Source organism: Rothia amarae, from assembly GCF_014705945.2.
Classification (GTDB): Bacteria; Actinomycetota; Actinomycetes; order Actinomycetales; family Micrococcaceae; genus Rothia; species Rothia amarae.
The window spans coordinates 1,947,604-1,973,452 of the sequence record NZ_CP061538.1; the positions used below are offsets into that span (position 1 = coordinate 1,947,604).

Here is a 25,849-nt window from a genome sequence, read left to right on the forward strand (position 1 = left end):
GGCGGGTTTTTTATTGCCTCATAATGCAAATGATTCTCATTTAAGTTATATTTTTTCCATGCGAAAAATACACACCACTCCAGCCCTATCCACAGTGCTTCTCTTTTCTGCTCTGACATTATCCGCGTGCGGTGGGGGAAAAGCTTCGCACACCGAGATGAATTCTGCAGAAAGCACCCCCTCCTCGACCACCTCAGCACCCACCATCAAAGAAGGCTCAACTCAGTCATCGCGCATCGCCCTCAGCTATGACGGCGGCATCATGATAGTCGACGGAAGAGAGATGGAGCTTATTAAATCTCTCCCCCAGGAAGGCTTCCTACGCCTGAATCCATCGGGAGATAACCGCCATATCACTGTGGCCGATGGCTCTAGCTACAAGATTCTGGACGCAGGTTCATGGGAGCAACCCCACGGCGATCATTCCCATCTCTACACCGCTGAGCCCACCCTCAGCTCGCTCGAATTTGCAGCAGACCATACCGGGCACGTCATCACTCACCATCAGAAAACCGCCATGTTTGTCGATGGAACCGGCACCTTCGAGGTCTACAATCCTGCAGAACTCACCGGAGAAAATCAGCGCACCGCAGAGCAGCTGAAAACCAGCAAGGTCACTCTCCCCCAGCCCCATCACGGATTTGCGATTCCTCTTGGAGACGACCACTACTTGGTAGCACAGGGTTCGGAGGAAAAACGCACGGGTGCGGCAGTGGTCGATCAACACGGTAAAAAACTTGCTGAAAATAACCAGTGCCCCGGAGTTCACGGTGAGGCAGTAGCTCAAGACGAGACGAACCAAAGTGCAACTGCCCGACGGCGTCAGCTACACCTTTAGGTCCCTCGCGCGTGGTCCTCAGGGCGAAGCATTGCTTCTAACCACCGACGGCAAACTACGCTATTTCGACCAACACACAGGAAAAGAGCTAGGTTCGGTTGACCTCATGGGACCTTGGGAAGAATCTGAAACCTGGCAGGATCCCCGCCCAGCCATCTGGGTTACTGGAGAAACTGCCTACATCACAGACCCCTCCACCAAGAAATTGATGGCGGTTTCCCTCAAGAATCTGCATAAGGGTCAAGCTGAAAAATTTGCAGAACTAGAACTTCCCGAAACCCCTAACGAAATCAGCGGTGTTAGCGGAAAAACTATGAAATAGAAATAGTGGCAACGTTCTCCCACGAATGACCATCAAAATAATAGATTCCTATTTCTTGCACCTCAAACGAGCGTAATTCCTCGGGCAGATCAGCAAAATCTTCCAATGAAGCCTGGAGCAAATCTGTTGGACATTGGTGCGCGATGGTCAAATGGGGAACAAACTCAAAAGGTGAGGCGCTCTGTCCGAGATGGTCGATACACAGGGTGCGCAAACTATGAATGCTGGCATCACCATGTTGCACAGGTAAATAGCTCACGGGAGTCTGAGGCGCAAAAGTTTCAGGCTCCCCCAGTCCAATAGGGAAAGGTACAAATGAGCGCACCTCGCGCATAAAAGTATCCGAAAGGTGAAGCCCATCCTTCACCGGAGCAATGTGCACCGTGATATGGCTGGGATAACGGGGTTCTGATGCCGCGTGTTTAACTTGCCACCCCAAAATTCGCTCGCTCAGAGCAGGAGGAACCGCAGCGACAACGCTGAGGTAATGTTCTCCCTGCTCTAGAGTGGGCGAGTTCGTCATCTTTCATTCCCTCAATAACGGATGGCTACTACAGGCTAGCCTGCGGCATGAAACCAATATTTTTGTATACGTTCTCGACAGTCACAGCAGCTACTTCACGCGCCTTCAAAGCGCCCACCGCCAGCAGACGGTCAAGCTCTGCAGGGTCATCGAGCAATTCCAACGCACGAGCGCGAATTGGTTCCATCGTCTCGGAAACCAGTTCAGCAAGGTCAACCTTCAGATGCCCGTACATTTTACCCTGGTATTCTTCAACAATTTCATTCACCGGGCGCTGAGATACCGCCGAATAAATAGAGAGCAAGTTAGAGACTCCGGGCTTTGCATCACGGTCAAAAGCGATCTCGCTGCCGTCGTCGGTCACCGCTGATTTAATCTTCTTAGCTGTCTTTTTGGGCTCATCTAGTAACCAAATGATGCCCTTCTCGTTCTGTGCCGATTTTGACATCTTTGAGGTAGGGTTCTGCAAATCGTAAATCTTTGCAGTCTCCTTCAAAATTAGGGGCTCAGGCACGATGAAAGTATCACCATAGCGGGAGTTAAATCGCTGAGCGAGGTTACGGGTGAGCTCCAAGTGCTGGCGCTGGTCCTCACCGACAGGAACGACGTCCGCCTGGTATAGCAAGATGTCAGCAGCCATCAGTACGGGGTAGGTAAACAAACCTACACTGGCATTTTCTGAACCCTGCTTAGCTGATTTGTCTTTGAACTGAGTCATACGCGACGCCTCGCCAAAACCCGTCAGACAGTTCAAAACCCAGGCTAACTGAGCATGCTCTGGAACATGCGACTGCACAAAAAGCGGAGTCTTCTCAGGGTTAATACCGCTTGCAATGTACTGAGCTGCTGTCTTACGAGTACGCTCATGCAACAGCGCTGGATCCTGCGGCACGGTAATAGCATGCATATCGGGTATGAAATACAGGCACTCAAAGTCCTGCTGCATGCCTACCCAGTTATTGAGCGCACCAATATAGTTACCCAAATGCATAGAATCTGCCGAAGGCTGAGCACCTGAAAAAGCACGGGGCGCACCATGAGCGGCATTGGGGATAACTGAACGGTCAAACGAATCAGACTTTGCTTCAGCCGACATTATGAATCTCCCTTAGCGTCTTTGATCATGCTCATACCATTACTAGCAGTTGTATCAATAGTATCCAGTGCGCGCTCAATCATTGCTTCAGATTCTGAAGCGTTCGCTGCTAACTGTTCTTTGATAACGTTCGACTGCACCAATACGATTTTAAAGCTGTGGGCAAGTTTGTCGTCCAGCAGCGCATTTTCTTCATTTCGACGAATGACGCTCGCCTCATCAAAACTCTTCTGCGAGGCATTCGCCTGTTTCATGACGCCCCAGGCGAGGTAGGCAGCCACGCCGAGCCATGCCAAGAGAATACCGGCAATGATCCATCCCAGAACAGACTCCTCATTCTTCGCCTGAATAATCGCGAAGATAAAAAGAATCAGCAAGACAGCGCCGCCAATGCAGGCACCGAGAATTGCTTTGAAGCGGTTCTGCTCAGTAGTAGAAGTGGAAGAATGTGAAGTACCGGAGGATTGCATAAACTCTATTATGCCAAATAGATTAAAGCTCACTGACATCCAGTTAGGATGTAAGGTATGACCAGCGTAAATCCCCCTAAATCCGCTGAAAGCTCATCTGTCTCCCGTTCATTTTCAGGAGCCCGCCTACCCGAAGGTTCTTCCCCCAAGTACCATCGTCTAGCTAGCTTTCTCAGTACTTCCTTTGTCAAAGATGCTCCCGCGCATACCCCCCTACCCACCGAACGCGAACTCCAAGAGTATTTTGGAGTAAGCCGCGATACCGTGCGTCGAGCTATTTCATCACTTCAGCGCCAGGGTCTGGTGTACAACGTGCAGGGCTCAGGATCTTATGTGGCAGAGGAAAATCGCCGCATCAAAGAACCCCATTTGGTCTCCTACACAGACGATATGGTGGCGCGCGGCTTTACTCCCTCCACCATCACCATGGGTTTCAAACACCTAGAAGCCAACGATTCCCTAGCCAATCTTCTAGGTGTTACCGCCGGAACGCCCATCATCGAAGCCGTTCGGCTACGTCGTGCCAACGGGGACCCCATGTGCTTTGAAAAAGCGAGATTTCTCAGCGAAGTCTTTAAAAACTCCACTCCAGAATTGAATGTGCCCTTAGAACGGCAACTCGCACAGAATGGCTACCGCATAGAACGGGTTAAAGAAAAGGTTTCTGCGGTGAGCCTGGACTATGAAGAGTCAGCAGCACTGTCCGTCCCCCTTCATACTGCCGGTCTACGCATCGACCGCATCGGCTATACGAACCGGGGCAAACCCATCGAAAGCACTGTGGCAGTCTACCGCGCCGACCGCTACGACTTCGAATTTGATCTCTACCGCTAGAGAACAAATATTCCCGCCGCTGAGTTACTCAGCGGCGGGAATATTTTGCCTTCGATTACTGCTCAGCAGCCATACGTTCAGCGGTTTCTACCACGTTCACCAGCAACATCGCACGAGTCATCGGACCCACACCGCCGGGGTTAGGTGAGTACCAGCTCGACTTTTCGATCGCTTCAGGGCTGATATCGCCGGTCAGCTTCTTCTTTCCGGTCTCGGGGTCTTCAATACGGGACACTCCGACATCCAGCAGAATTGCGCCGTCTTTAACCTGATCTGCCTTGACGTTGTGGGGCTGGCCTACTGCAGCCACAATGATGTCGGCATCGCGCAGAGCGCCATCGACATCTTCGGTGCCGGTGTGAACAAGAGTTGGAGTAGCGTTGACACCCTTACGGGTCAGCAAAAGTCCCAGCGGACGACCCACGGTAATACCGCGACCCAGTACTGCAACCTTTTTGCCCTTCCATGAAAGACCGTGACGCTCTACCAGTTCAATCACACCGTTGGGGGTGCAGGGAAGCGGCGAATCCAGTTCGTCACCCACATTAAGGACCAGACGACCCAAGTTAGTGGGATGCAAACCATCAGCATCCTTATCAGGATCAATCTTTTCCAAAATACGGTTAGTATCAATGTGCTTGGGCAACGGAAGCTGAACAATGTACCCGGTGCACTCGGGGTTGTTATTCAAATCTTCAATTTCTTTTTCAAGTTCTTCCTGAGTAATGTCCTCGGGAAGATCCTTACGAATCGAAGCAATCCCGATTTCAGCACAGTCGCGGTGCTTACCACCAACATACGAATGTGATGCGGGATCGTCCCCCACCAAGACCGTACCCAGACCAGCCGTAACACCCTTTGCCTTCAACGCTTCAACGCGCTCGGCAAGTTCTTTCTTAATCTCTGCTGCTGTAGCTTTACCGTCTAGAATCTGCGGCATATTTACCACTCCTCAATTCCGTTGTACAAGGGAAACTTCTCACACAGAGCAGTCACACGTTCATGCTGAGCTGCAACATCTGCGCCTGGTTTCAGGGTCTCTGCGATAATATCTGCCACCTCGGTGAAAGCTTCCGCGTCGAAGCCACGGGTAGCAAGTGCTGGGGTGCCGATACGCAAACCGGAGGTAACCATCGGCGGGCGGGGGTCGTTCGGCACTGCGTTACGGTTCACAGTGATGCCCGCTTTGTGCAATAGATCTTCTGCTTGTTTGCCATCCAACTCAGAATCCACCAAGTCAACCAGCAAGAGGTGGACGTCGGTGCCGCCGGTCAGCACCTTTATGCCCGCCTCTGCGACGTCGGACTGAGAAAGACGCTCGGCGATAATGTGAGCACCTTCCAGCGTACGCTTTTGGCGATCCTTAAAATCTGCAGATGCAGCAATTTTGAAAGCGGTAGCTTTAGCAGCAATCACATGCATGAGCGGTCCGCCCTGCTGTCCGGGGAAGACTGCCGAATCAATCTTTTTCTTCAGCTCTTCTTTGCAGAGGATAAAGCCCGAACGGGGCCCACCAATCGTTTTATGAACGGTGGAGGATACGACGTCGGCGAAAGGAACCGGGTTCGGGTGTAGCCCTGTTGCCACTAGCCCTGCGAAATGAGCCATATCGACCCAGAGGTAAGCCCCCACTTCATCGGCAACCGCACGGAACGCTTCAAAATCAAGTTGACGAGTATAGGCAGACCAGCCAGCGATAATCACCTTAGGCTTATTCGCCACCGCAAGTTCACGCACCTGCTCCATGTCAACGCGACCGGTTTCTTCGTTGACCTCGTAGGCAACAACGTTGTACAGCTTGCCGGACACGTTCAGACGCATACCGTGGGTTAGATGCCCGCCGTGAGCCAAGGAAAGACCCATAATGGTGTCCCCAGGGGTCAACAGCGCATGCATGACGGCATTATTTGCCTGCGCACCCGAGTGAGGCTGAACATTCGCATGGTCAGCTCCGAAGAGCGACTTGGCACGTTCAATTGCTAGGGATTCTACGACGTCAACATATTCGCAGCCGCCGTAGTAACGACGTCCGGGGTAGCCCTCGGCGTACTTGTTGGTCAAAACCGAGCCCTGGGCTTCGAGTACTGCACGCGGCACAAAGTTCTCAGAGGCAATCATTTCCAGAGTGTTCTGCTGACGCTTCTGCTCAGAATGAATTGCTTCAGCAACCTCGGGATCAATCTCTGCCAGAGGCACATCAAGAATCTGTTGGGAATCGCTCACGCGGACTCCTTTCAAGTTTCGGTCTTCTTCTCTAACGGAGAAGGACCTCATAGAAAACGGTGATGAGGTCAAAAAGACCATCCACTCTAGTTTATGTGAACCAAACCGCATTGCCACCCGGTTTATGGATATTAAGCAAGCTTGTTTATGGATTATCCATCAGGGCTTTACCTTGCCACCCGGCAAAAACGAGTAGAGAGAGTTTTTCTACGCCTGGGTCAAAATTGCTTCGGCAAAATCTCGATATGAATCATGGGAAAAATGAGAGAGAGTTTGCGATTGCAAAACATACCCACAAAAAACGCTCAGCACGGCTGCGCCAATGACCTCTAGCCATTCTTCGAGCTCTTCTTCATCAAATTCGAGAGCTGCTTGTGCCCACCCACGATATCTTTCTTTCGCAGCGTTCTTCAACGCTTCAAGTTGAATATCGGCAACTTTTCGTACGACCTCATAGGTAGCGGCTTCACCCCATGTTGATTGCAACAACCGGCATGTTGCAGGGTTGACTCGCAGCGTCTCTAACCAGTTCAGCACATACGCCCAAGGCTCCATTTTTTCAGGCTGACCTGCACCGACGCCGCCTAGGCGTGGGGTATTTTCTTGCAGAAATATCTCAAGATCTATCGTTGCCGCCGCTACCGTAATCTCTTCTTTTCCAGAAAAGTGATTATAGATTGCACCGGCAGACATACCTGTCCGCTGGATAATCTCACTCATGGATGTGCGTTGAAAACCTTTATCAAGAAAGGCCAAACGTGCAGATTCCACGATATTTTCTCTAATCTGCATTCGGTGTTCTTCGCTAATTCGAGGCATATTTCTAACTTACCTAAATCGAACAGTCATTCAGGACACGCTCATCACTTATGGCTACATCGTGTTCAATGCAACATCCTTGCCAATACGCCTAGTCACAGAAATAACTCTCTGTCTTTCCCTCTACCGTCAAGCTCATATTTACCGCCAATAGATTTTTTCGTCCGCCGCCCAGCCTCTTGTCAAAATCATTCTTGATAAACTAAGGCGTTACTTTCGATGGGGGAACATGGGGAGTAACACAATGACAATCTCAATTCAGAGAGTCTCTCTCGGAAATGCGCGAAAGGGCACATCATGGGGAATGCTCAATCGCGTCGTGAAGCGCGAGAAGCCCGGCGGAAGAAGAACGTCCGTAAGTGGGTAGCACTCAGCGGCGCAGGCATCGTCTTACTCAGCGGTGGAATACTTACTTATAACTTAGGCAGCAATAACCAGACTCAGGATCCGCAAGCGATCCCCTCTAACTGCGCCACCACTCAACGCGTGAGCGTAGAGACCACCAAAGCTATGGCGGAAATTCTTAAAAACATTCCGGTCTCTGACGAAGACTGCATCACTCTAGCTATCAGTAGCGACTCAGCGACGACCGAAACCGCCCAGCACATTATTAGCGGCAAGTCTGCCCCTAATCTATGGATTCCAGATTCTTCAACCCGAGCAGAGCTAGCTCTTGCGGGCAAGGCTCAAGTAATCACCAAAGCAGACTCTTTGGCCAGCACTCCAGCAGTTATCGTAACGACCGGAAACAATCGCGTGGAGAGCTGGAATGATGCTCTACACGATTCTTCCAGCATAAAAATGAGCGAGCCTAAAGACGATTCCGGTGCTTTTATGGCGTTACTCAACGCCACAGCCGAAACAAGTCATAACGCAATTTCGCAAGAAGATTTTAGCGCCAACATTGGACTACGTGCCCAAACTATCGGTGTAGACGATCCGGAGCGCAACCCCTCTGATTTACTCTCCTCGGTGAGCGATCACAGCATTGATTCTGCCATTGTGACTGAGTCTGATTTTGCTCAATACCGCAAAGATCATGCAGATTCTAAAGTGAAGGCCTACGTTCCCAGTGGAAAAACAGGCATGCTAGATTTCCCGATGTACCAGCCAACCACCGGCGCAGACACCAACCGAACTGTTGGTTTAGCCGCCGATAAAATCGAGAATTACATCAATTCTGACGAGGGTAAAAAAGCTCTTGAAGAACAGGGGCTACGTTCTGACCCCGGTCACGAACTTGCCGAAAATACGGTAGGCGTGGTTGATTCTCTCAGCACCGACAACCCCAAGATTCTTGCCAACATGTGGACCTCCTACCTACGCCAGTCCGCTCCGCTCAACGCGTTGGTGGCAGTGGACGCCTCCGGCTCAATGAGCACCAAAGTAGGAGACAGCGGACGCACCCGCATGGATATTGTTAAAGAATCCGTAGTTTCCGGTTCCCAGCTCTTTCCACCCCGTGACTCCATTGGTTTGTGGAGTTTCGCGCTGGATATCGCCAAGGATAACCAGGGCAAATCGCTGGATTACAATCCGCTCGTCCCCATCCGCAATCTCGGCGAAGATGTCGATGGAAAGAACCAGCGAGAAATCTTGCGTACCGCCGGCGAGAAAATTCAGCCCTACCCCGATTCTCATACCGGGCTCAACGACACCACTTTGGCAGCATTCGAAGAGGTCAAATCTCAGTTTGACCCAGACGCCGCTAACGTCGTTGTTATTATGACCGATGGTGAAAACTCAGATAAGGACTCCATTTCCACCGAGGATCTTATTCGAACCATCAATGAACAGCAGGATAAAGAGAACCCGATTTATATGCTCTTCATTGGTGTATCCGATGATGCAAACATGGAATCGCTGCGGCATTTAGCACAGGAAACTAAGGGTGAAGCCTTTACGGCAAACTCAGCTGAGGACATTCAGAAGATTTTCCAGGAAGCACTTTCCGTAGCAGATGAGCCCACCGGCCCCACCGCTACAGCGGCAGCAGCCTATTCAGCTCCTGCCCAGTAAATCTGAATAACCAGTACACCAAAAATTTTGCCCCGAATGATAATTCATTCGGGGCAAAACTGTGAGGAGACCTCGGTTTGTTTAGTGGAAGAAGTGGCGGGCGCCAGTGGTGTACATGGTGATACCGGCTTCTTGGGCTGCCTTAATGACTTCCTCGTCGCGAATAGAACCACCGGGCTGGACGACGGCGCGCACACCGGCGTCGAGCAAAACCTGCAGCCCATCAGCGAAGGGGAAGAAAGCATCTGATGCCGCTACCGCTTCCCGTGCGCGTTCGGCGTCCCCAGCCAGTGAATTAGCGCGCTCGACCGAAAGCTTGCAAGAGTCAACACGGTTGACCTGTCCCATGCCGATGCCTACTGCAGCGCCGCCATTTGCCAGTAAAATGGCGTTTGACTTGGCAGAACGCAGAGCTTTCCACGCGAAAGCGAGGTCTGCGAGGGTTTTTTCGTCGGCAGCATTACCCGCTACGAGCTCCCAGTTCTCGGGTTGATCGCCCTCTGCCTGAAGGCGATCAGCTTCTTGGAAGAGTACGCCGCCTGAAACTGCGCGATATTCCAAGGAGCCGCGGGAGAATCCCTCGGGCAGAACGAGTATGCGCAGATTCTTTTTAGTCTGCAAAATCTCCAACGCTTCAGGCGAGTAGGAGGGAGCAATAATGACTTCGGTGAAAATATCTTTCACGGTACGAGCCATACCTTCAGATACTTCAGTATTGGTTGCTATTACGCCACCGTAGGCTGAAAGCGGGTCGCAAGCGTGTGCTTTGGCGTGTGCGTCTGCCACAGGATCGGTAGCTCCGGGAGTGGCTACAGCAATACCACAAGGGTTGTTGTGCTTGATGATAGCAACGGCGGTTTCCTCGAAATCGTAAGCAGCACGAAGCGCAGCATCGCCGTCGACAAAGTTGTTGTAGCTCATTGCCTTACCGCCGAGCTGTTCTGCCTGGGCAATGCCGGGAGCAGCGGCGGGATCGACGTACAGCGCGGCTTTCTGATGCGGGTTTTCCCCATAACGCAGAGTTTCGGAACGTTCGAAAGAAAGCCCGGCAAAGGGAGGCCAGAAGTTGGCGTCTTCGTCCTGTTCAAACTGCTGGGCAGTCCAGGTGGCAACAGCGGTGTCATAGGCTGCGGTATGAGCGAACGCCGCAGAGGCTAGACGACGGCGCTCGGCCAGGGTGAATCCACCCTCGGATGCTGCACGTACAACGTCGTCATAACGTGTCGGGTCTACTACCACTGCCACAGCATCATGGTTTTTAGCGGCGGCACGAACCATCGAAGGCCCGCCAATATCAATCTTTTCTACAATCGCGTCCTGATCAGCACCCGATGCGACGGTTTCCACGAAGGGGTAAAGATTAACAACCACCAGGTCAAAGGGCTCAATATCCATCTGCTGGAGCGTATCAATATGATCCTGTTTGCGGCGATCAGCCAAAATTCCCGCGTGGACGCGCGGGTGCAGAGTTTTGACTCGACCCTCTAAACATTCGGGAAAATCCGTAATGTCGGAAACTTCGGTGACAGGAACACCTGCTGCTGAAATGGTGGAGGCGGTAGAGCCGGTAGAAATAATAGCAACCCCGGCCTGGTGGAGACCGCGGGCAAGATCTTCAAGACCTGTTTTATCGAAAACAGAGATAAGGGCGCGTTTGAGAGGTACGCGATCGAGCTCGATGAGACTCACAGATGACTCCAATTTCTTGATCCTCGCTCTCAGAGGTGGTTCTGAGAACATCTGGATGGTTAGGTATTGGGTCGATGTAAGCCCCGACCCTTGGCTTCAGTTCTTGAATCATCAAGAACCTAAATCTTTGGATCGGCCTGGCTACCGATGTTGCGGTTTCTCTTTCGGCAGGCGAGGGGAAGATTCGGCGGCAAGTTCAGAGATAGTCTGAACGAGCAGTTTTCTTTCTTCGACTTTGATGCGCTCGTGCAGGGTTTCTTCGGTGTCTTCGGGCAAAACCGGCACTGCCGCCTGCGCCAAGATAGAACCGGTATCGACGCCAGAATCAACAAAATGCACGGTCAGCCCGGTGATTTTCACGCCGTGGTCGAGAGCGTCTCTAACGCCGTGTGCGCCGGGGAACGAGGGCAATAAAGCCGGGTGGGTATTGATGATTCTGTTCTCAAATTGCTGGACGAAATCGGCGTCCACAATCCGCATGAATCCCGCAAAAATAACAAAATCTGGGGAGAACGAGGCAACCGTTTTTTCCAGGTGTCTATTCCACTCTGCGCGAGTTTCAAAATCTGCAGGCTCTACTAAAAAGGTCTCAATGCCTGCCCGTTCGGCACGTTCGATGCCCACACAGGGTTTATCGGCACCGACGGCGGCAACTTCAACCTCAAGCTGGCCGGCTGCTACGGCGTCCAGAATCGACTGCAGGTTAGTACCGGAACCTGAAACCATCACCACAATGCGCATATCAGAGAGTTTACCGTACAGTTGCAGCCGTTATCATGCGAAGAGGGAATGAGCCCAGGGTGATTATCTGCTAACTTTTCCCGATAGTTCCTGTTACGGTTCGCGGGGTATTCTTATCCCTATGTCTGAAAACGTAAATACTTTAGAAGAAATGCCTGCGCCTCAGCGAGAAGCCCGGAAGAAACTGCTGATTATTCAGCGTCTCATGCTTGCCGCTGGTGTGCTTTCTTTCGTTTTCATGATGTACACCGGCTGGTGGCTTGTTGCCGCGCTGGTGGCTGAATTGCTTGCCCTCGGTTTGGGTATCCGCTCGTTGTTTCTGATGCCGCGTGCACGTAGCGGTGGCTTCGAATACACCGTGCTCCTCCTCTTTTTGCTGGGAATCGCATATCTCACCTTTGGCACCGTGGTTCAGCTCGTTTTCGTGGAACAGACCAACGCTTACGCCGAGTGTATCCAGAATGCACTGACACTCAGCCGCCAGGGACAGTGCAACCAACAGCTTCAGGACAACCTGCTCGGGGCTCTGCTCGGCGGCGAGTAATTCTAAGAGTCGTTTTCTTCCCGCGTTTTTCGCTGTTTTTTGAGGGATTTAGGACGGCGAATCACCGCGCCGCGAGCCAGCTTAGGTTGCTCTGGCGCCGCCTTTGATTCTTCAGCGCGAACGCTCCCCTGGTTTAGATTTTCTGAAGTCTCAGATTGCTGTGCAGGTTCTAGTGCGGCGGGTTCTACTGCTGAATCTTTCTCGGCGGAAACTTCTCCTTCTTCGGCGGAGTCTGCAGAAACATTTGCCTCAGTGGACGTTAACTCTGCTGCATCTTGCTGCTGGGCTGAGTCTGCTGGGGATTCTTCGGCTTCGTCGAGAACAAAAACGTCCTCAGATTCAGTCTCTGTAGCCACTGAATCTGCCGCTTTCGAGCCCTTAGAACCGGAGCGCGCTGCCTTTTTCTCGGCCTTTTGCGCAGCTTTAGCCTTCTTCTGTTCTTTTTTCAGACGGCGCTTATTCTCGCGCGATTCGCCAGCAAATCGATCCAGTTCTTTACTGTTATCCGGTTCAATCATCGGTGCCAGTATCGACCCCAACAGTACGCCTACAGCTATCCACAGCGCCGTCAGTAATCCAAAGAACCAGGGGGTAGGACCCACATGAGTGAATCTGCCTAGACCCAAAGAACCGTGAGCGAACCAGCCCACCGCCGCCGTCATGATGCCTGTAGGGACAGCGATAAATACAGCCAGGCATAACGTAGAAAGGAGAGCTGATAACCAGCGGAAACGAATCTTCAGCGAAACCCACTCATCAAAATGATTTTCACCGGCGCGGAAGAACCACCATCCAGCAAGAGCACCCGCAAGAATCGGAACCAGCACCGCCAGATAAGAGAAAGGGTCAATGGGCTGCGGAATTGCCCCCAGCACAGGAAGAGCGGGCATAGCCCCCACTGAAGTCTGCGAAAGGTTGGCAATGGTACCCTCGCCAAACGAGAACCCTGCGCCGGTACTCCACGCCATCGCCCAAATAATCAGGTTAGGAACAATGCCGAGTTGAAGCAGAGTCACAGCGGTGTCCCCCACTGCCCCAGCACTGAGAAGCTGGTAAACCGCAAGAATATCGTTCCAGTTATACAGAACGGTGAGCGCAAAAAGTAGCGCGCCCCCGGCAATAAAAGCCAGCAAAGCAACCAAGGACGAACGCAAAACCGCCCACACGTAAGATCCAGCCCACCTGGAATACTGACTAAATTTACCAACCCACTCAGCCGCATTCACACCAATCATGCGAGCCAAAGAGCGCGATTCAAACCAGGCACCGCAAATCGTTCCCAGCAAAACCACCCAGAGCGGAACGAGAAAAGCCAGTAAAGGATGGGTGGTCACTGTAGCAGTCGAGGAAAACAGGCTTAACGCCAACGAAATCGCCAGATAGGTGAGACTGCCCGATACCAGGGGAACCCAAAATTGGCCTTCATAGGATGCCTGCGCCAACCGTCGTCCAGACCGAAAGCACAATGCCAACGGCACAAGAGTCAGACCCAACGGAATAAGGCTGAACGTGCCAGATACCGCCGCGAAAGAACCGTGTTGGGGAATATTCAAATCCAGTGGAACACCATGAATCAGCAACCAAATCTGGCTGGAAAGTTGTGAGACACCCAGCAAAGAGGAGTCATTAAACCCGCCGGCAAACCACACTGCCACCAATAAAATGAGCACGGTCGCGAACGAAAGTACAGCAGTCATTAACAGTTCGATAGCCCCCTGCATCCAAAGAGGCATAGGGAGCGAACGTTTCGGCGGGGTTTTGGAAGTGGTGTTCATCGTCCTTTATCTTTTCACGAACTGCACCCTCAGGTGTAGCTGGCAGTCGCTTTGAGCACGATTTGAATCCACATTTTTCGAAAATAGCCAGCAAGCTCTCAGGTTCTCATCCCTAAACTAGAGAGATGAGTAGTTTTTCATCTATGCCTTATGTTCTCATCACCGGCGCGTCCTCTGGGATTGGCGCAGCTTTTGCCCGTGAATACGCCACACGGGGATACTCTTTAGTGCTGAGTGGACGGAGGGTCGAGAAACTTGAAGAACTCGCTCACGAGTTGAGGACCTCCGATATAGATATAGAGATTCTCCCGGCAGATTTGCTGAAGGGCGACGACGTCCAGCGCCTCATCGCGCGTCTTCAACAGGAGACGAACCCCGTAGAAATTCTGGTCAACAACGCTGGTTTTGGTCTAGGCAAAGACTTTCTTTCAGCAAGCGTTCAGAGTCATCTCAACCAAGTGGAGGTCTTGGCAAAAGTTCCGCTGGCACTGATGCACACGGCGTTGGGCCCCATGGTTGATAGGGGGCGGGGGCGAATCATCAACGTCGCGTCTATTGCTGCCTTTACTCCCGGTGGAACCTACTCTGCAGCTAAACGGTTTTTGGTGTCTATCAGTGAATCAGCGAATTTGCAGTATGCTGCCCGCGGGGTAAGTGTCACCGCCGTCTGCCCCGGACTAACGCGGTCAGAATTTCACCATGTTATGGAGGTTTCTGAGCCTCAGGTGCCAGGGATATTCTGGCTGAGCGCCGAGCAGGTTGCTCGCACCGCCATTACAGCGAATATTCAAGGCAAAGCGGTAGTAGTGCCGTCGGCGCCCTACAAGATTATGCGATGGAGTAATGCCCTACTTCCCCAGAAAATCATTGGAAAAGCGCTTGAGCGAACCCGCAATTACTAGGGTTATTCTTCAGTAAAAGGATTAGTCGCCTGAACACCCCACCGTTGATACACCTCTGCTTTGGAAGAGGCAATCTCCAGCTGGTGCACTTGAGCCGTTGCACAGATGAGCCCCTCTAAAGCCGCGGTGGGGAGCGGCACGGTTCTCTCAGAACCTACCGCGTGGAATCCCCGCTCAGCCTGGCGACCAGCCCATTCCAACGAAACCTTTTCATCGATTTCTAAAACGTGCTCCCCAAAACGATCTACCAGTTCGCTGAGCCAGCGTTCTGTTTCCGCATAGGGGTAAAGTCCTTTAAGCTCGCCCAAGCTTAACACCGAAATGTAGAGAACTTTATAGGAGTTACGCCGCAGAAAAGCTACCACCTTCGGGTCAGGAGTCGCTTTGCGGATTTCCGCCAGCACATCCGAGTCAAGAAGGAGTCCGGAAAACTGGCTCATGCGACCTGAAGTACGCCATATTCAGTGGCAGGAACCCCTGATGGATTTGGGGTCAGCAAAAAGTTGAGAAATTCCGAACGCTCATTAGAGATGCGGGTGTAATCCTGGATAGAAACTGCGGAGTAGCCTCCACGAGCAGTCACCGCAACGGTGCTGAGGTTCTTCTGAATAGTTTCGTGGGGTCGAGCGGTGGTAGTCATAGCCACACTGCGCTTTCGCGCATTCCTTTCGAAGTGCTCTTGTCTGTACCAGCCTGCGTTGGTAGCAAACGCGCTAACAACGCGAATACAGACCGCTTCGTCATCCGAGCCACCCGTGAACATGGGGTTGGCGTTCAACTAAAGTCGGAGCTTGTCAGTTGAAACTCTTGAAGCTGTTTAAAACCATAACCCACCGTTTCTGAAAATAAAATACCGTCCCAGAAAAAAATTGATTTACCCGGGAAGGAAGCCATCCCCTAAAATGTGAAAAGGGTAAAAATTGAGGGCGAAAAAACTTTCGTTCTCAATCATTCACCTCCTCTGCACCTCCAAAGACCCATGTCTTTGATAAATCCCCCCCCAATGAGGTATTGCCCGCCAAGGAAGCCCTACATGTTATCCAATAACGCAATAAAGTTTCTCTCCCGACGTCTCATAGCGCTCTCTGCCACCGCAACGCTTGCCTTGGCAGGATGCTCTCCCGTCGCCACCAACCAGAACGCTCCGGATGAAACCAAAAGCCTCACCGAAGTCCTAGAAGAAAATCCCGATGCCGTATTACCCACTCAAAATGACATCAGGGTACAAAAAACTATCCCCTACCTCATGGCCTCCCCCACAACCGAGCACTTTAACGCAAAACAGTGGCAAAAAACCTCAACCCGCATCCCAGCAACTCAAAAACAGCTGATGTCGGATAACCCGCTTCTTGCCGAACAGGTCAACCAAAAATGCGTAGCCTACGAGCAGCTGGGGCTGGGATTATTTAGCACCCCCGGTGGAAAATTTACTATCCAAAAAGGCGAACGCCGTCGCATTGCTCTGGGACAGAATGGGATAGACCAGCTTTCAGGGTATATTTCAGTATTTTCTGTAGCAGATGCCACAGCTGCCCAGCAGCTCATCTCCACGTTAGAAAAGAACTCCGTCGATTGCACAGAAGCCCTGACCCAGCTCTATCCCGGTAGCGAAGATGCTTTTGAGATACATCGAAATCCCACTCCCAGCGGAGCTCCCAGCAACCCTGATTTGACGAGTTTGAGCGGCCAATACTCTGGAGATGCCTTTGGTTTACGAGTCACCAGGGTAGACAACTTTCTCGTAAGCACTTGGTTTAGAACAACCGGACATCATGATGATTCCAACGTGATGGAAACTACCGATTTCATTCACCGCATCGCCGTAGATAAAGCGGAAAAACACTCTTCGGCTTCCCGCAGTGGACGCTCGCAGACAGCAACTTCTGAACAATCATAGGTAGCACTTCACCACGAAGAATTGTTCTCGGCTAATCTGGTTAAGTTAACCGTTTGGCCCTTATACGGAAGAGACTATGAGCGATTCGACTGCTTTTCCCGCTATCCCCGTCACGGCTGCTGAGATTATTCGTCAGGTAGGGCACGGGGCATATTCACGCGGGCAGAAGTACATGCGGGCGGGCAACGTAGCACGGTATAACTACGATGACGACGCGCGGATACTCACCGGTGTGGTGACAGGCAACGATGTCACCCCTTATTCCACCAACATCACATTTCCTGCAGTCAAAACTCCCGGTTCACTAGCATTTTCTGCACGATGCACGTGCCCAGTACGCACTGATTGCAAACACGCGGTAGCGCTCATGCTCACCGCCATTGACCGGGCAGATAAGGCGCGTAAGGCGTTGACATCGTTGTCCCCCACCTGGCGTTCCACCCCTACGCACGATGGCGACGGCGCTCCGCAGGTTCCTGAAGACTTCAAGAAACGGTTAGAAGAATTCGGGGTCTACGCGGCGTCTCAACTAGAGAACCGCGCTGAAGATTCTGCAGAAAATTTAGAAGATTTGGCGCTCCTCAACGAGGAGAAACTCTCAAAGGTTCCCGCGTGGAGGCGGTCGCTATCGCATACGTTGGCAGCTCGCCCCGAATTTGGTAGCGATCACGCGCGCAGAGCATCGGCGGCTCTGGATCTTTCCTTTCACGTAGGAACAAAATTTGCGCTAGGTAATAAGTCCAAAATCCCGCAGGTAAGTATCCAGGCAAGACCACTCATGATGGGTGCTCGCGGCAAATGGATTAAAGGCGGTTTGAGCTGGGAGAACTTCCAACGGGACCTTTCGCGGAGTATGAGTAGTCATACTCTCTACCCCGAACATGAACGCTGGTTTGCCGAATTCTATTCAGTGGTTCGCCCCTGGCAGTCGGCATATACTTCCCACCGCGATTGGGTGTCTTTGACTGCAGTCAATTCCTCGCTCCTGTGGCGGGTACTCGAAAAAGCCCGAGCCATCGGTCTGCCTATTTTGCTGGACGGTGAAGAAATAAATTTCTCTCTGGCTGATGCGACGTCGGTGGAGCTACTGGTGGAACCTCTTGCGGAGGCGGGTAAAACCGATGACACCGGTTTGAGTCTCAACCCCGTTCTGCGCTGGGGCAGATATTCCATTCCTGCTGAGCACTGCCACAAGTTGGGCGAACCCCGCATGGGTTTTGTGGCGTTAGGGGGTCGAGCACAGGCACGCTACGTGCAATCTGCCGAATCCGCCAAGTGGAGTATCACCCGTAAGCCAGCCTTAGATCTGGTGGAAGAATCTCTCGAAGAAACGACGCCGGCAGAGGGCTCCCCCGCCCGACCCGAGTGGATGAATGAGGCAACCAATATCGTCTTTATCCCCCTCGCCGATCCGCTCGATCCGGTAGCCGAATCATTGGCGACCTCTGGCGCCATCGAAGTTCCCGCCCGGGATAAAGAGAGCTTCTTTGCGGAGTATTACCCTGTTCTCTCTCGCACGGTTCACCTGCATACGGTCAATCACAGCGTTGAGCTTCCCCCTGTTCGCTCGCCCCAGCTTGTATTGACGGTAAATTTTGAGGAAGAAAACTCACATACTGCTCGAACCGCTTGGCATTGGGAGTATCCCACCCATCCGTTAGCCACCGAAGATACTGACGAAGACGCGATAGAGATTCTTCCTGCCCTGGGTTACCCAGGCGAAGACCATCAAGATATCCGCGATACCAAGTTTGAATACCGCGTACTCAAAGAGGTCAAGGTCATCCGCCCGGCAGTGCCTTTTACCCGCAATACCTATGAGGGGTGGGCAACCCGGACCCTACTTGAAGACTCGCTGCCCCGATACCGTGAGATTGACGGCGTGCGCATTGACTTTGAGGGCACCGTGCCTGAATTCAAAGAACTCGGTGAACAACCAGAAATCACAGTTTCAGTAGAGTCGACGGGCGATAGGGATTGGTTTGGCCTGGGAATCACCATCAAAATGGGTGAATGGTACGTCCCCTTCGCCAAAGTTTTCGAGGCTCTCAACGCCGGAAAAACTCACCTCTTGCTAGGCGACGGCAGCTACTTTGCGTTAGATCGCCCCGAGTTCATGAAATTACAAGAACTCTTGCGTGAAGCCAGTTCCCTGCGCGATAAAGAAGCTCCCCTCCAGATTTCCCGCCATCAGGTAGGAATGTGGGAGGAGCTCGAAGAACTTGCGGCAGAAACTGAAACGGTCGATGCGTGGGATAGGCAAGTTGGCGCCCTGCTGAATGTCACTAACGGTCCAGCCCCCGAGCTACCTGTAGGGCTACATGCCGAGCTACGCCCCTACCAGGTCGAGGGTTTCCAGTGGCTTAACTTCCTCTGGGAGCATGAGCTCGGAGGCATACTTGCCGACGACATGGGTTTGGGCAAAACCGTACAGACCATCGCCCTCTTTGCCCGCGCCAAAGAACTATGGACGCACCACCAAGACCGCGAGCCAACCGAACGTTTCGCCCCGTTCTTGGTAGTTGCCCCGACGTCGGTAGTACCCAACTGGGAGCGCGAAATCAAAAAATTTGCCCCAGAACTTTCCGTAGCAACCATCTGTGAGTCTCAGAACAAATCCAAGAAACCGTTGGCTCGCACCTGGATGGATGCAGACGTAGTAGTCACCTCCTACGCACTGTTCCGCATTGATGAAGAAGCCTACGTAGACGCTGGTTTCCAGCAACCCTGGAACGGCCTTATTCTTGATGAGGCGCAGTTCGTCAAGAACCCCAAAACAAAAGCTCACCGCATTGCCCGGGACATTCCCGCCCGCTTCAAATTGGCGGTCACCGGCACCCCCATGGAAAACAACCTCATGGAGCTGTGGTCCATGTTCTCCATCGTTGCGCCTGGGCTCTTCCCCAGCGCCCGCAGGTTCAAGGACTACTATGCCTCCCCCATCGAAGGCGGCGAAGACAAGAAAGCACTGCCCCGCCTGCGCCAACGCATTCGCCCACTGATGAAGCGCCGCACCAAAGATTTGGTCGCCGCAGATTTGCCTGAGAAGAACGACGTGCGCGTGGACGTACCATTAGCCCCGGCGCACCGCCGCGCCTACGACACCGCGCTTCAGCGCGAGCGCAAGAAAGTTCTAGGACTGCTGGAGGACATGGACAAGAATCGTTTTACGGTCTTCCAGTCACTCACCACCATGCGCCGCATGGCATTAGACGCCAGCCTCATCGACCAAGAGCAATACGGCAGCGTGGCGTCGTCCAAGCTGGACTACCTGGAAGAGAACCTGCCGGAAATCGTCGCCGACGGTCACCGCGCGCTCATCTTCTCGCAATTCACAACCTACCTCAAAAAAGTTGCCGAACGCCTGGACTCGCTAGGGATTACCTATCTCTACCTGGATGGCTCAACCCGCGATCGTGCGCGAGTGCTCGAAGCCTTTGAACTAGGGAACGCGCCCATCTTTCTGATTTCGCTGAAAGCTGGCGGCTTCGGCTTGAATCTGACCTCCGCTGACTACTGCTTCATTATGGATCCCTGGTGGAACCCCGCAGCAGAACAACAGGCGGTAGACCGCGTACACCGCATAGGTCAAACCCGCAATGTGATGGTCTACCGCCTGGTATCAGCCGGAACAATTGAAGAAAAAGTCATGGATCTCAAGGATTCCAAAGCGGCGCTTTTCGACGCCGTCGTGGACGAGGGTCAGTTCTTCTCGCCCTCCCTCACCGCCGAGCAGGTGCGCGATTTGCTCACCAGCTCAGAGGAGTAGGGGATTTATGAGTTCCTTACTTCCGTTTGGCACAGCATCGGCAAGCAATCCCTCTCACATGGCTCGCGAGCGCTCGCAGATGCGATTCACGCCAGACCCAGCCAGCTTGCCTCACGCTGTGCCAAACAGAAGTTCAGGAAACTAATGAGTAAATCAGGACGTTAGTGAGCTGCCTTCTTCTTACGCGGAATCAGATGCATAATACCGACCACGATGAAGCCCACGATAGCGCCGAAAATCATTGCAACAACGGTTTCAGCAATCCAGCCAACGGTGGCGCCAATCCAGCTGTGGGACAGTGAATGGCCCCACTCAGCCGCATGATGGGCAACAGAGTAAGGGAAGTGCCAGCCGAGCGCATCCAAACCGACGAGCAGGATGTGTCCACCGACCCAGAGCATCGCGAAAGTACCCACGATGGAAATGAAGGACATTACCTTGGGCATAGCTCGAACTAAGCCCTCACCAAATTTCTGAGCGCCCGCTGACTTGCGGCGAGCGAGGGCGAGTCCGATATCGTCCATCTTCACCAGCAGACCCACTACGCCGTACACCAGCAAGGTAATGAGGATGGCCACCACAACGAGCGCGGCGGCACGCATCCAAAAAGTACCGTCGGTGGCAATCGAGTTCATGGAAATAACCATGATTTCAGCAGAAAGAATGAAGTCCGTACGAATAGCACCGGAAACAATCTGCTTTTCTGCTTCTGGACCACGAGCAGCCGAGGGCGTCTCAGTTTCCTCATGTGCCGGGGAGAATAACTCAAAAACTTTTTCTGCTCCCTCAAAAGCGAGGTACAGACCACCCAGCATCAACAACGGGGTGAGCGCAGCCGGAAGCAACCAACTCAGCAAAAGAATAACGGGAAGAATAAAAAGTAGCTTATTGCGCAGTGAGCCCATCGCAATTTTCTTGATAATAGGCAGTTCTCGCTTAGGCGAAATCCCATCCACATACTGGGGAACTACTGCAGTATCGTCAATGACCACACCCGAAGCCTTGACGCTCGCGCGCCCCGCTGCGGCTGCGACGTCGTCCACGCTGGCGGCGGTTAACTTCACCAGTGCCGCGACGTCGTCCAAAAGGGCTGCCAAACCACCGGCCATGAAATGCTCTCCTTGAATTGCCCCTGTGGGCTGGGTTGAGGGTTAATCAGTGTTAATCAGTGTTAATAAGCATACTGCACAAGGCTGTAGAGCTTGGGGACTGCGAGTTGAAGGGCACTCTGTACAGGTCGCTCCGATGAAAAGGTCACTAAATCAGTCAAAATGCACTGAAATAAGTACACTTTCGCTGATTTAGTGACCTTCAGAGCACACACTATTCAGATTTTGGCGGGACGATCGTGATGGACGCGGTCGCCGGATGGTCGGGATTGTGCTGGATTTCGGGAAGAGCGTTGGTTTCGGGGTCCGGTTCGAAGACATAGCGCCAGAGGGCAGGAACCGCTAGCGTGAAACCGCCAATAGCTAGAATGCAAACAGCACCGCCTAGCATTGCCGCCACCGCCGATCCCACGAGTTGGGCGACGCCACCGACCATTGCGGTGCCGAGGTTGGGGCCACCGGTCACGGTCACAATGAACATCCCATTCATGCGACCCAGCATGCTGTCCGGCGCTGCCGTTTGAATAATGGTGGAGCGGAAAACCGACCCCAAAGCATCACACCAACCAGCGAATGCCAGGCCCGCAGCGCCCAGTAAAATTGCCCAGAGATTCTCCGCCAGCGACGTCGAGGGGTTACGCCCGTCCAACCAAAAGGCTACAGCGCCAAAAGCGAAGAACCCGGCACCCCAGCCTACGTATGAAAGGGTGAGAAAACGCCCCTGACGGCGTACGTTCTTGAGCCAACCGGAGAAAGTCACGCCTAGGAAAGCTCCTACTGCACCTGCGGAAAGCAAGACGCCAGATGCGGCATCACCGCCACCAAATGCCACTACAACAAGGGCTGGAATAAGGGGTTTTGCTTGCGCGAAAATCATGCCGATGAGGTCCACCACGAACGTCATGCCGACCACGGGAACCTGACGTACGAACGAGAAGCCTTCGACGACCGAACGGATACCACGGGAGGCCCCTTCAGCTTTCTTCTCCGGCACCATGGGAGGTAACTCGTAGAGGGCCCACAGCCCTACCATCATGGCGAAAACGTTAATAGAGTACGTCCATGGATAACCCACCGTTGCCACCAGCGCACCGCCAAGCATGGGGCCAACGCTCATGCCCAAGGTTCCCACCGTCATATTTAAAGCGTTAGCAGCCGGTAGCAGACGGCGCCGAACTAGCCGTGGAATAATCGCACCGCGCGCTGCCTGGTTGATGGGTTGAAGCAGCGATTCCAAGGCAACCAAGCCATAGAGTAACCAAATATTATGAAGCCCCATCCACGCGTGAACGGCAATTGCCACAGTAACCAGCCACATGCTGATAGATGCCAGGAGAGCAACCTTGCGACGGTCGTAGGTATCAGCAATGACGCCGCCGTATAGACCACCCAAAATGAGTGGTCCAACCGCCACCAATCCCGTCAGACCCACCGCGCCTGGCGAACCTGTGATGGAGAAAATCTCCAGGGCAATCGCAATCGCAGTGATCTGAAACCCCATGGTAGAAAACACCGACCCCATCCAGATACGGCGGTAATCTCGGCTTTCTTTAAGCGGGGTGGTGTCCATGAACAGTGAGGGCATGAACACCAGTGTAATCAGGACGTAGAAGCAGGTGGGTCACCTTTTCCGCGAAAATGCGCTGAAATAAGTACACTCTCGCTGATTTACTGACCCTTCAGCAGAGAGAATAGAAGAAACACCGATGAGAGGAACACTATGAACATTCCCGAGAACCAACCCCTGAAAACTTTTTCCGATGGCAAGACCATTCCCCAGATGGGCTTCGGCGTCTGCGGTATTGCCCCGGATGCCACCGAACGTGCCGTGCTCACAGCGTTTGAAACCGGCTACCGCCACGTCGATACTGCCACCATCTATAAGAACGAAAAAGAAGTTGGTTCAGCGCTGAAAAATTCGGGGCTTACCCGCGAAGATGTCTTTGTGACCGGCAAGCTGTGGAACACCGATCAGGGTTTTGAAACTGCTCTGGAAGCCTGCGAAAAATCGTTGGAATTACTAGATACCGATTATCTTGACCTCTATCTGATTCACTGGGCCCAGCCTGCCCTGGGAAAGTACCGACAGTCATGGGACGCGCTTATTGAGTTGCGCGAGCGCGGACTGGTCAAATCTATTGGCGTTTCGAATTTCACGACCGAACAGATTGATTCGTTGAAACCGAGCAGGGTTACTCCCGTGGTGCATCAGATTGAGCTACACCCCTATCTCAATCAGCAGATTCAGCGCGCCGATAACGCCGACCGTGGAATCTTGACCGAGGCATGGTCGCCGCTCGGGCAGGGCAAGGATATTAACGACGACGCCGTCGCCGCTATCGCCGCCGAGCACGGCATTACTAATGCGCAGGTTATTCTTGCCTGGCATTTGGCGATTGACAATATTGTGATTCCTAAGTCGGTCACTGCCGAGCGTATTCGCGCTAATTTTGAGGCTCCGCAGGTGCATTTGACCGTTGATAATCTAATGGCTTTGGGTTCGCGTCCCCAGGGTGAGCGATTGGGCGGAGATCCCGCTGAAGGCGATTTGGGTGCGCCCGAGTATTCAGACCGCGACTCTTTTCGTTCAGCTAAATAAGTAGAGAGCTGCAGCGCCGCTGAGTAAGCTAAAACTGCATACTCTCTGGAAAGGAAAAATATGACTGCCTCACCGCTGAAAAAATTCAATGATGGTAACGAGATTCCCCAGCTGGGCTACGGCGTCTGGCAGGTTGAGAACGAAGTTGCAGAGAAGGTCGTGGAGCAGGCATTAGATGCCGGTTTCCGCCACGTTGATACCGCTCAGATTTATGGAAATGAAGAGGGCGTTGGCGCGGCTCTTGCTCATTCTTCGGTGAGCGAAGACGACGTTTTCGTGACCACCAAGGTGTGGAATGACCAGCAGGAGTTCGAGAAGGCACAGGCCTCTTTTGAGGTGTCGATGAAGAAGCTTGGTCTCTCCAAGCCGCTGGATTTGCTTCTCATTCACTGGGCGAAGCCGGTTCAGGATACCTACCTTGAGGCGTGGAAAGCACTCATTAATTTGCAGAAACAGGGCAAGGTGCGCAGCATTGGCGTTTCGAACTTCCCCGAGGAGCAGTTGCGCGAAATCATTGCCGAAACCGGCGTAACCCCTGCCATCCACCAGATTGAATTACACCCCTACTTCAATCAGCACGCTTTGCGCGAGGTTCATAAAGAATTGGGGATTTTGACCGAGGCGTGGTCACCGCTGGGTCAGGGGGGCGACATTTTGAACGACCCCGTGGTCGTGGAGATTGCTCAGGCGCACGAGGCAACCCCTGCTCAGGTTGTCATTGCCTGGCATCTGGCACTGGGTAACGTGGTGATTCCTAAGTCGGTTACCCCAGAGCGCATCAAGGAAAACTTCGCGGCACTTGATATCAAGCTCACCGACGACGAGGTAGAGAAGATTTCTGCTCTGACTAAGAACGACGGTCGTATTGGCCCCGATCCCAAGGACTGCGACTTCTAAGCGGTACACGACTGCAGAATAAACCGGGTGAGGTGTTTCTACCTCGCCCGGTTTCTTGATTTTTGGCTGGGTGCTCCGTCCATATTTTTATGAATTGTTGCCAAATCGCAACCAAATATTGAGGTTTCTAGGGTTGAATTTTCAGCTTATTTGTACTCAACGGTGCTATTTTTGGGTTAGATGATACAACCTGCCTCCGGTGGAGGAGCGTCTGAAGAAATCGAGTAACCATGGTCAGCAATATCAATAAACTCCTTGCCAGCGAAAAAATTCGCTTTCTGATGGTGGGAGGTTTCTGCTTTATTCTGACCATGACTATTAATTACGGTCTGAAATATACGATTATGACCGAGAAGCCCACCACTGCCCTGCTCATAGCCACAGCCATTGCCTCTGTGGTCTCCTATATTCTCTCTGCGCGTTGGACGTGGAAGGACGCCGGCGGCGATCCCCGCCCCAAGGAGATGGTTGGTTTCACGCTGGTGACCCTCGGCGGGATCGCTTTAAACGCTGCGCCACAGTGGGTATCTCGTTACGTTTTCCATTTGGAAACGCCCTATATTTCCCTGCTTGCCCAAGAAACCTGCGACTTCTTGGCTGGTCCCATCCTGGGTACTCTCATTGCCATGATCTTTCGTTACTGGGCTCTTGATCGGTTTGTGTTCCACGGTAAGCAGGCGCGCCAGGACGCACAGCTGAGCGAAATCATTCCAATTACTCGCCCGATTCCCCGCCAAAAACTGCAAGCACCAGCGGGGAATTCAATTGACAAAGCGGCATAGG

The 25,849-nt window shown here is 52.7% G+C and carries 24 protein-coding genes and 1 riboswitch; of the genes, 11 read left to right on the plus strand and 13 right to left on the minus strand.

Annotated elements, in window-relative coordinates; translation table 11 throughout:
• The first annotated feature begins 157 nt into the window (after positions 1 to 157).
• Entirely contained in the window at positions 158 to 838 is a 681-nt protein-coding gene (locus IDM48_RS11665; protein WP_238397955.1) for a hypothetical protein, read from the plus strand.
• Positions 804 to 1,160, plus strand: a complete 357-nt coding sequence (locus tag IDM48_RS11670) for a hypothetical protein (protein WP_238397956.1) — start codon at positions 804 to 806, stop codon at positions 1,158 to 1,160. The genes IDM48_RS11665 and IDM48_RS11670 overlap by 35 nt, the downstream gene beginning before the upstream one ends.
• On the opposite strand, the gene IDM48_RS09120 is transcribed toward IDM48_RS11670, so the two are convergent.
• From IDM48_RS09120 to IDM48_RS09130, 3 genes are read right to left on the minus strand one after another with little or no spacing between them, the layout of a single operon-like run.
• Positions 1,150 to 1,683, minus strand: a complete 534-nt coding sequence (locus tag IDM48_RS09120; RefSeq protein ID WP_151146909.1) for a 2'-5' RNA ligase family protein — start codon at positions 1,681 to 1,683, stop codon at positions 1,150 to 1,152. The two genes, IDM48_RS11670 and IDM48_RS09120, sit on opposite strands and share 11 nt — an antisense overlap.
• Before the next feature lie 28 nt (positions 1,684 to 1,711).
• Entirely contained in the window at positions 1,712 to 2,779 is a 1,068-nt protein-coding gene (trpS, locus tag IDM48_RS09125) for a tryptophan--tRNA ligase (protein WP_190617045.1), read from the minus strand.
• Complete coding sequence (locus IDM48_RS09130) at positions 2,779 to 3,249, minus strand: PLD nuclease N-terminal domain-containing protein (protein WP_151146915.1); 471 nt, start codon at positions 3,247 to 3,249, stop codon at positions 2,779 to 2,781. Before IDM48_RS09130 ends, trpS begins: the two co-directional genes overlap by 1 nt.
• 57 nt (positions 3,250 to 3,306) lie before the next feature.
• Here IDM48_RS09130 and IDM48_RS09135 point away from each other — a divergent pair, with 57 nt between their 5' ends.
• Positions 3,307 to 4,083: a GntR family transcriptional regulator gene (locus IDM48_RS09135; RefSeq protein ID WP_068171844.1), complete on the plus strand. Its 777-nt coding sequence runs from the start codon at positions 3,307 to 3,309 to the stop codon at positions 4,081 to 4,083.
• Between the two features lie 55 nt (positions 4,084 to 4,138).
• Here the strand turns inward: IDM48_RS09135 and IDM48_RS09140 are convergent, their stop codons facing one another.
• The 3 genes from IDM48_RS09140 to IDM48_RS09150 form a co-directional block, all read right to left on the minus strand.
• A complete protein-coding gene (locus IDM48_RS09140) occupies positions 4,139 to 5,023 on the minus strand; it encodes a bifunctional methylenetetrahydrofolate dehydrogenase/methenyltetrahydrofolate cyclohydrolase (protein WP_151146918.1) in 885 nt (294 codons plus the stop codon).
• A gap of 2 nt (positions 5,024 to 5,025) precedes the next feature.
• The gene (gene glyA, locus IDM48_RS09145) at positions 5,026 to 6,306 is read right to left on the minus strand and encodes a serine hydroxymethyltransferase (protein ID WP_068170414.1); all 1,281 of its coding nucleotides are present in this window, start codon (positions 6,304 to 6,306) and stop codon (positions 5,026 to 5,028) included.
• A 207-nt stretch (positions 6,307 to 6,513) separates the two neighbouring features.
• Positions 6,514 to 7,098 carry a TetR/AcrR family transcriptional regulator gene (locus IDM48_RS09150; protein WP_238397957.1) on the minus strand — a complete coding sequence of 195 codons (585 nt, stop codon included), beginning with the start codon at positions 7,096 to 7,098 and terminating at the stop codon, positions 6,514 to 6,516.
• Positions 7,099 to 7,422: 324 nt separating this feature from the next.
• Here IDM48_RS09150 and IDM48_RS09155 point away from each other — a divergent pair, with 324 nt between their 5' ends.
• A complete protein-coding gene (locus IDM48_RS09155) occupies positions 7,423 to 9,144 on the plus strand; it encodes a substrate-binding domain-containing protein (protein WP_190617047.1) in 1,722 nt (573 codons plus the stop codon).
• Between the two features lie 81 nt (positions 9,145 to 9,225).
• On the opposite strand, the gene purH is transcribed toward IDM48_RS09155, so the two are convergent.
• Positions 9,226 to 10,833 (minus strand): bifunctional phosphoribosylaminoimidazolecarboxamide formyltransferase/IMP cyclohydrolase, encoded by a 1,608-nt coding sequence (gene purH / locus IDM48_RS09160; RefSeq protein ID WP_190617048.1) that lies wholly within the window; start codon positions 10,831 to 10,833, stop codon positions 9,226 to 9,228.
• Positions 10,834 to 10,974: 141 nt separating this feature from the next.
• Entirely contained in the window at positions 10,975 to 11,574 is a 600-nt protein-coding gene (gene purN, locus IDM48_RS09165) for a phosphoribosylglycinamide formyltransferase (RefSeq protein ID WP_190617049.1), read from the minus strand.
• A gap of 121 nt (positions 11,575 to 11,695) precedes the next feature.
• Here purN and IDM48_RS09170 point away from each other — a divergent pair, with 121 nt between their 5' ends.
• Entirely contained in the window at positions 11,696 to 12,118 is a 423-nt protein-coding gene (locus IDM48_RS09170; protein WP_190617050.1) for a hypothetical protein, read from the plus strand.
• A 2-nt stretch (positions 12,119 to 12,120) separates the two neighbouring features.
• Here IDM48_RS09170 and IDM48_RS09175 read toward each other — a convergent pair whose 3' ends face one another.
• Positions 12,121 to 13,893: a cell division protein PerM gene (locus IDM48_RS09175; protein WP_190617051.1), complete on the minus strand. Its 1,773-nt coding sequence runs from the start codon at positions 13,891 to 13,893 to the stop codon at positions 12,121 to 12,123.
• 125 nt (positions 13,894 to 14,018) lie between these two features.
• Between IDM48_RS09175 and IDM48_RS09180 the strand changes: the two genes are divergently transcribed.
• Complete coding sequence (locus tag IDM48_RS09180) at positions 14,019 to 14,795, plus strand: SDR family NAD(P)-dependent oxidoreductase (RefSeq protein WP_190617052.1); 777 nt, start codon at positions 14,019 to 14,021, stop codon at positions 14,793 to 14,795.
• Positions 14,796 to 14,797: 2 nt separating this feature from the next.
• Here IDM48_RS09180 and IDM48_RS09185 read toward each other — a convergent pair whose 3' ends face one another.
• Together IDM48_RS09185 and IDM48_RS09190 are read right to left on the minus strand one after the other, a co-directional pair.
• Positions 14,798 to 15,235 carry a PIN domain-containing protein gene (locus IDM48_RS09185; RefSeq protein WP_151146936.1) on the minus strand — a complete coding sequence of 146 codons (438 nt, stop codon included), beginning with the start codon at positions 15,233 to 15,235 and terminating at the stop codon, positions 14,798 to 14,800.
• Positions 15,232 to 15,435: a nuclease PIN gene (locus IDM48_RS09190; protein WP_145175659.1), complete on the minus strand. Its 204-nt coding sequence runs from the start codon at positions 15,433 to 15,435 to the stop codon at positions 15,232 to 15,234. Before IDM48_RS09190 ends, IDM48_RS09185 begins: the two co-directional genes overlap by 4 nt.
• Positions 15,436 to 15,465: 30 nt before the next feature.
• A riboswitch (SAM riboswitch) is annotated at positions 15,466 to 15,608 on the minus strand.
• A 220-nt stretch (positions 15,609 to 15,828) separates the two neighbouring features.
• Between IDM48_RS09190 and IDM48_RS09195 the strand changes: the two genes are divergently transcribed.
• Entirely contained in the window at positions 15,829 to 16,692 is an 864-nt protein-coding gene (locus IDM48_RS09195) for a hypothetical protein (protein WP_190617053.1), read from the plus strand.
• Positions 16,693 to 16,768: 76 nt separating this feature from the next.
• A complete protein-coding gene (locus IDM48_RS09200; protein WP_190617055.1) occupies positions 16,769 to 20,461 on the plus strand; it encodes a DEAD/DEAH box helicase in 3,693 nt (1,230 codons plus the stop codon).
• A gap of 161 nt (positions 20,462 to 20,622) precedes the next feature.
• On the opposite strand, the gene IDM48_RS09205 is transcribed toward IDM48_RS09200, so the two are convergent.
• Entirely contained in the window at positions 20,623 to 21,570 is a 948-nt protein-coding gene (locus IDM48_RS09205; protein ID WP_151146946.1) for a DUF808 domain-containing protein, read from the minus strand.
• 214 nt (positions 21,571 to 21,784) lie between these two features.
• Positions 21,785 to 23,155, minus strand: a complete 1,371-nt coding sequence (locus IDM48_RS09210; RefSeq protein WP_190617057.1) for an MFS transporter — start codon at positions 23,153 to 23,155, stop codon at positions 21,785 to 21,787.
• 135 nt (positions 23,156 to 23,290) lie between these two features.
• Between IDM48_RS09210 and IDM48_RS09215 the strand changes: the two genes are divergently transcribed.
• The 3 genes from IDM48_RS09215 to IDM48_RS09225 all read left to right on the plus strand — a co-directional run bounded on the left by IDM48_RS09215 (position 23,291) and on the right by IDM48_RS09225 (position 25,848).
• Positions 23,291 to 24,169 carry an aldo/keto reductase gene (locus IDM48_RS09215; protein ID WP_190617058.1) on the plus strand — a complete coding sequence of 293 codons (879 nt, stop codon included), beginning with the start codon at positions 23,291 to 23,293 and terminating at the stop codon, positions 24,167 to 24,169.
• A 60-nt stretch (positions 24,170 to 24,229) separates the two neighbouring features.
• Complete coding sequence (locus IDM48_RS09220; RefSeq protein ID WP_190617060.1) at positions 24,230 to 25,066, plus strand: aldo/keto reductase; 837 nt, start codon at positions 24,230 to 24,232, stop codon at positions 25,064 to 25,066.
• A gap of 230 nt (positions 25,067 to 25,296) precedes the next feature.
• Positions 25,297 to 25,848 carry a GtrA family protein gene (locus IDM48_RS09225; protein ID WP_068170453.1) on the plus strand — a complete coding sequence of 184 codons (552 nt, stop codon included), beginning with the start codon at positions 25,297 to 25,299 and terminating at the stop codon, positions 25,846 to 25,848.
• Position 25,849: the final 1 nt, after the last annotated feature.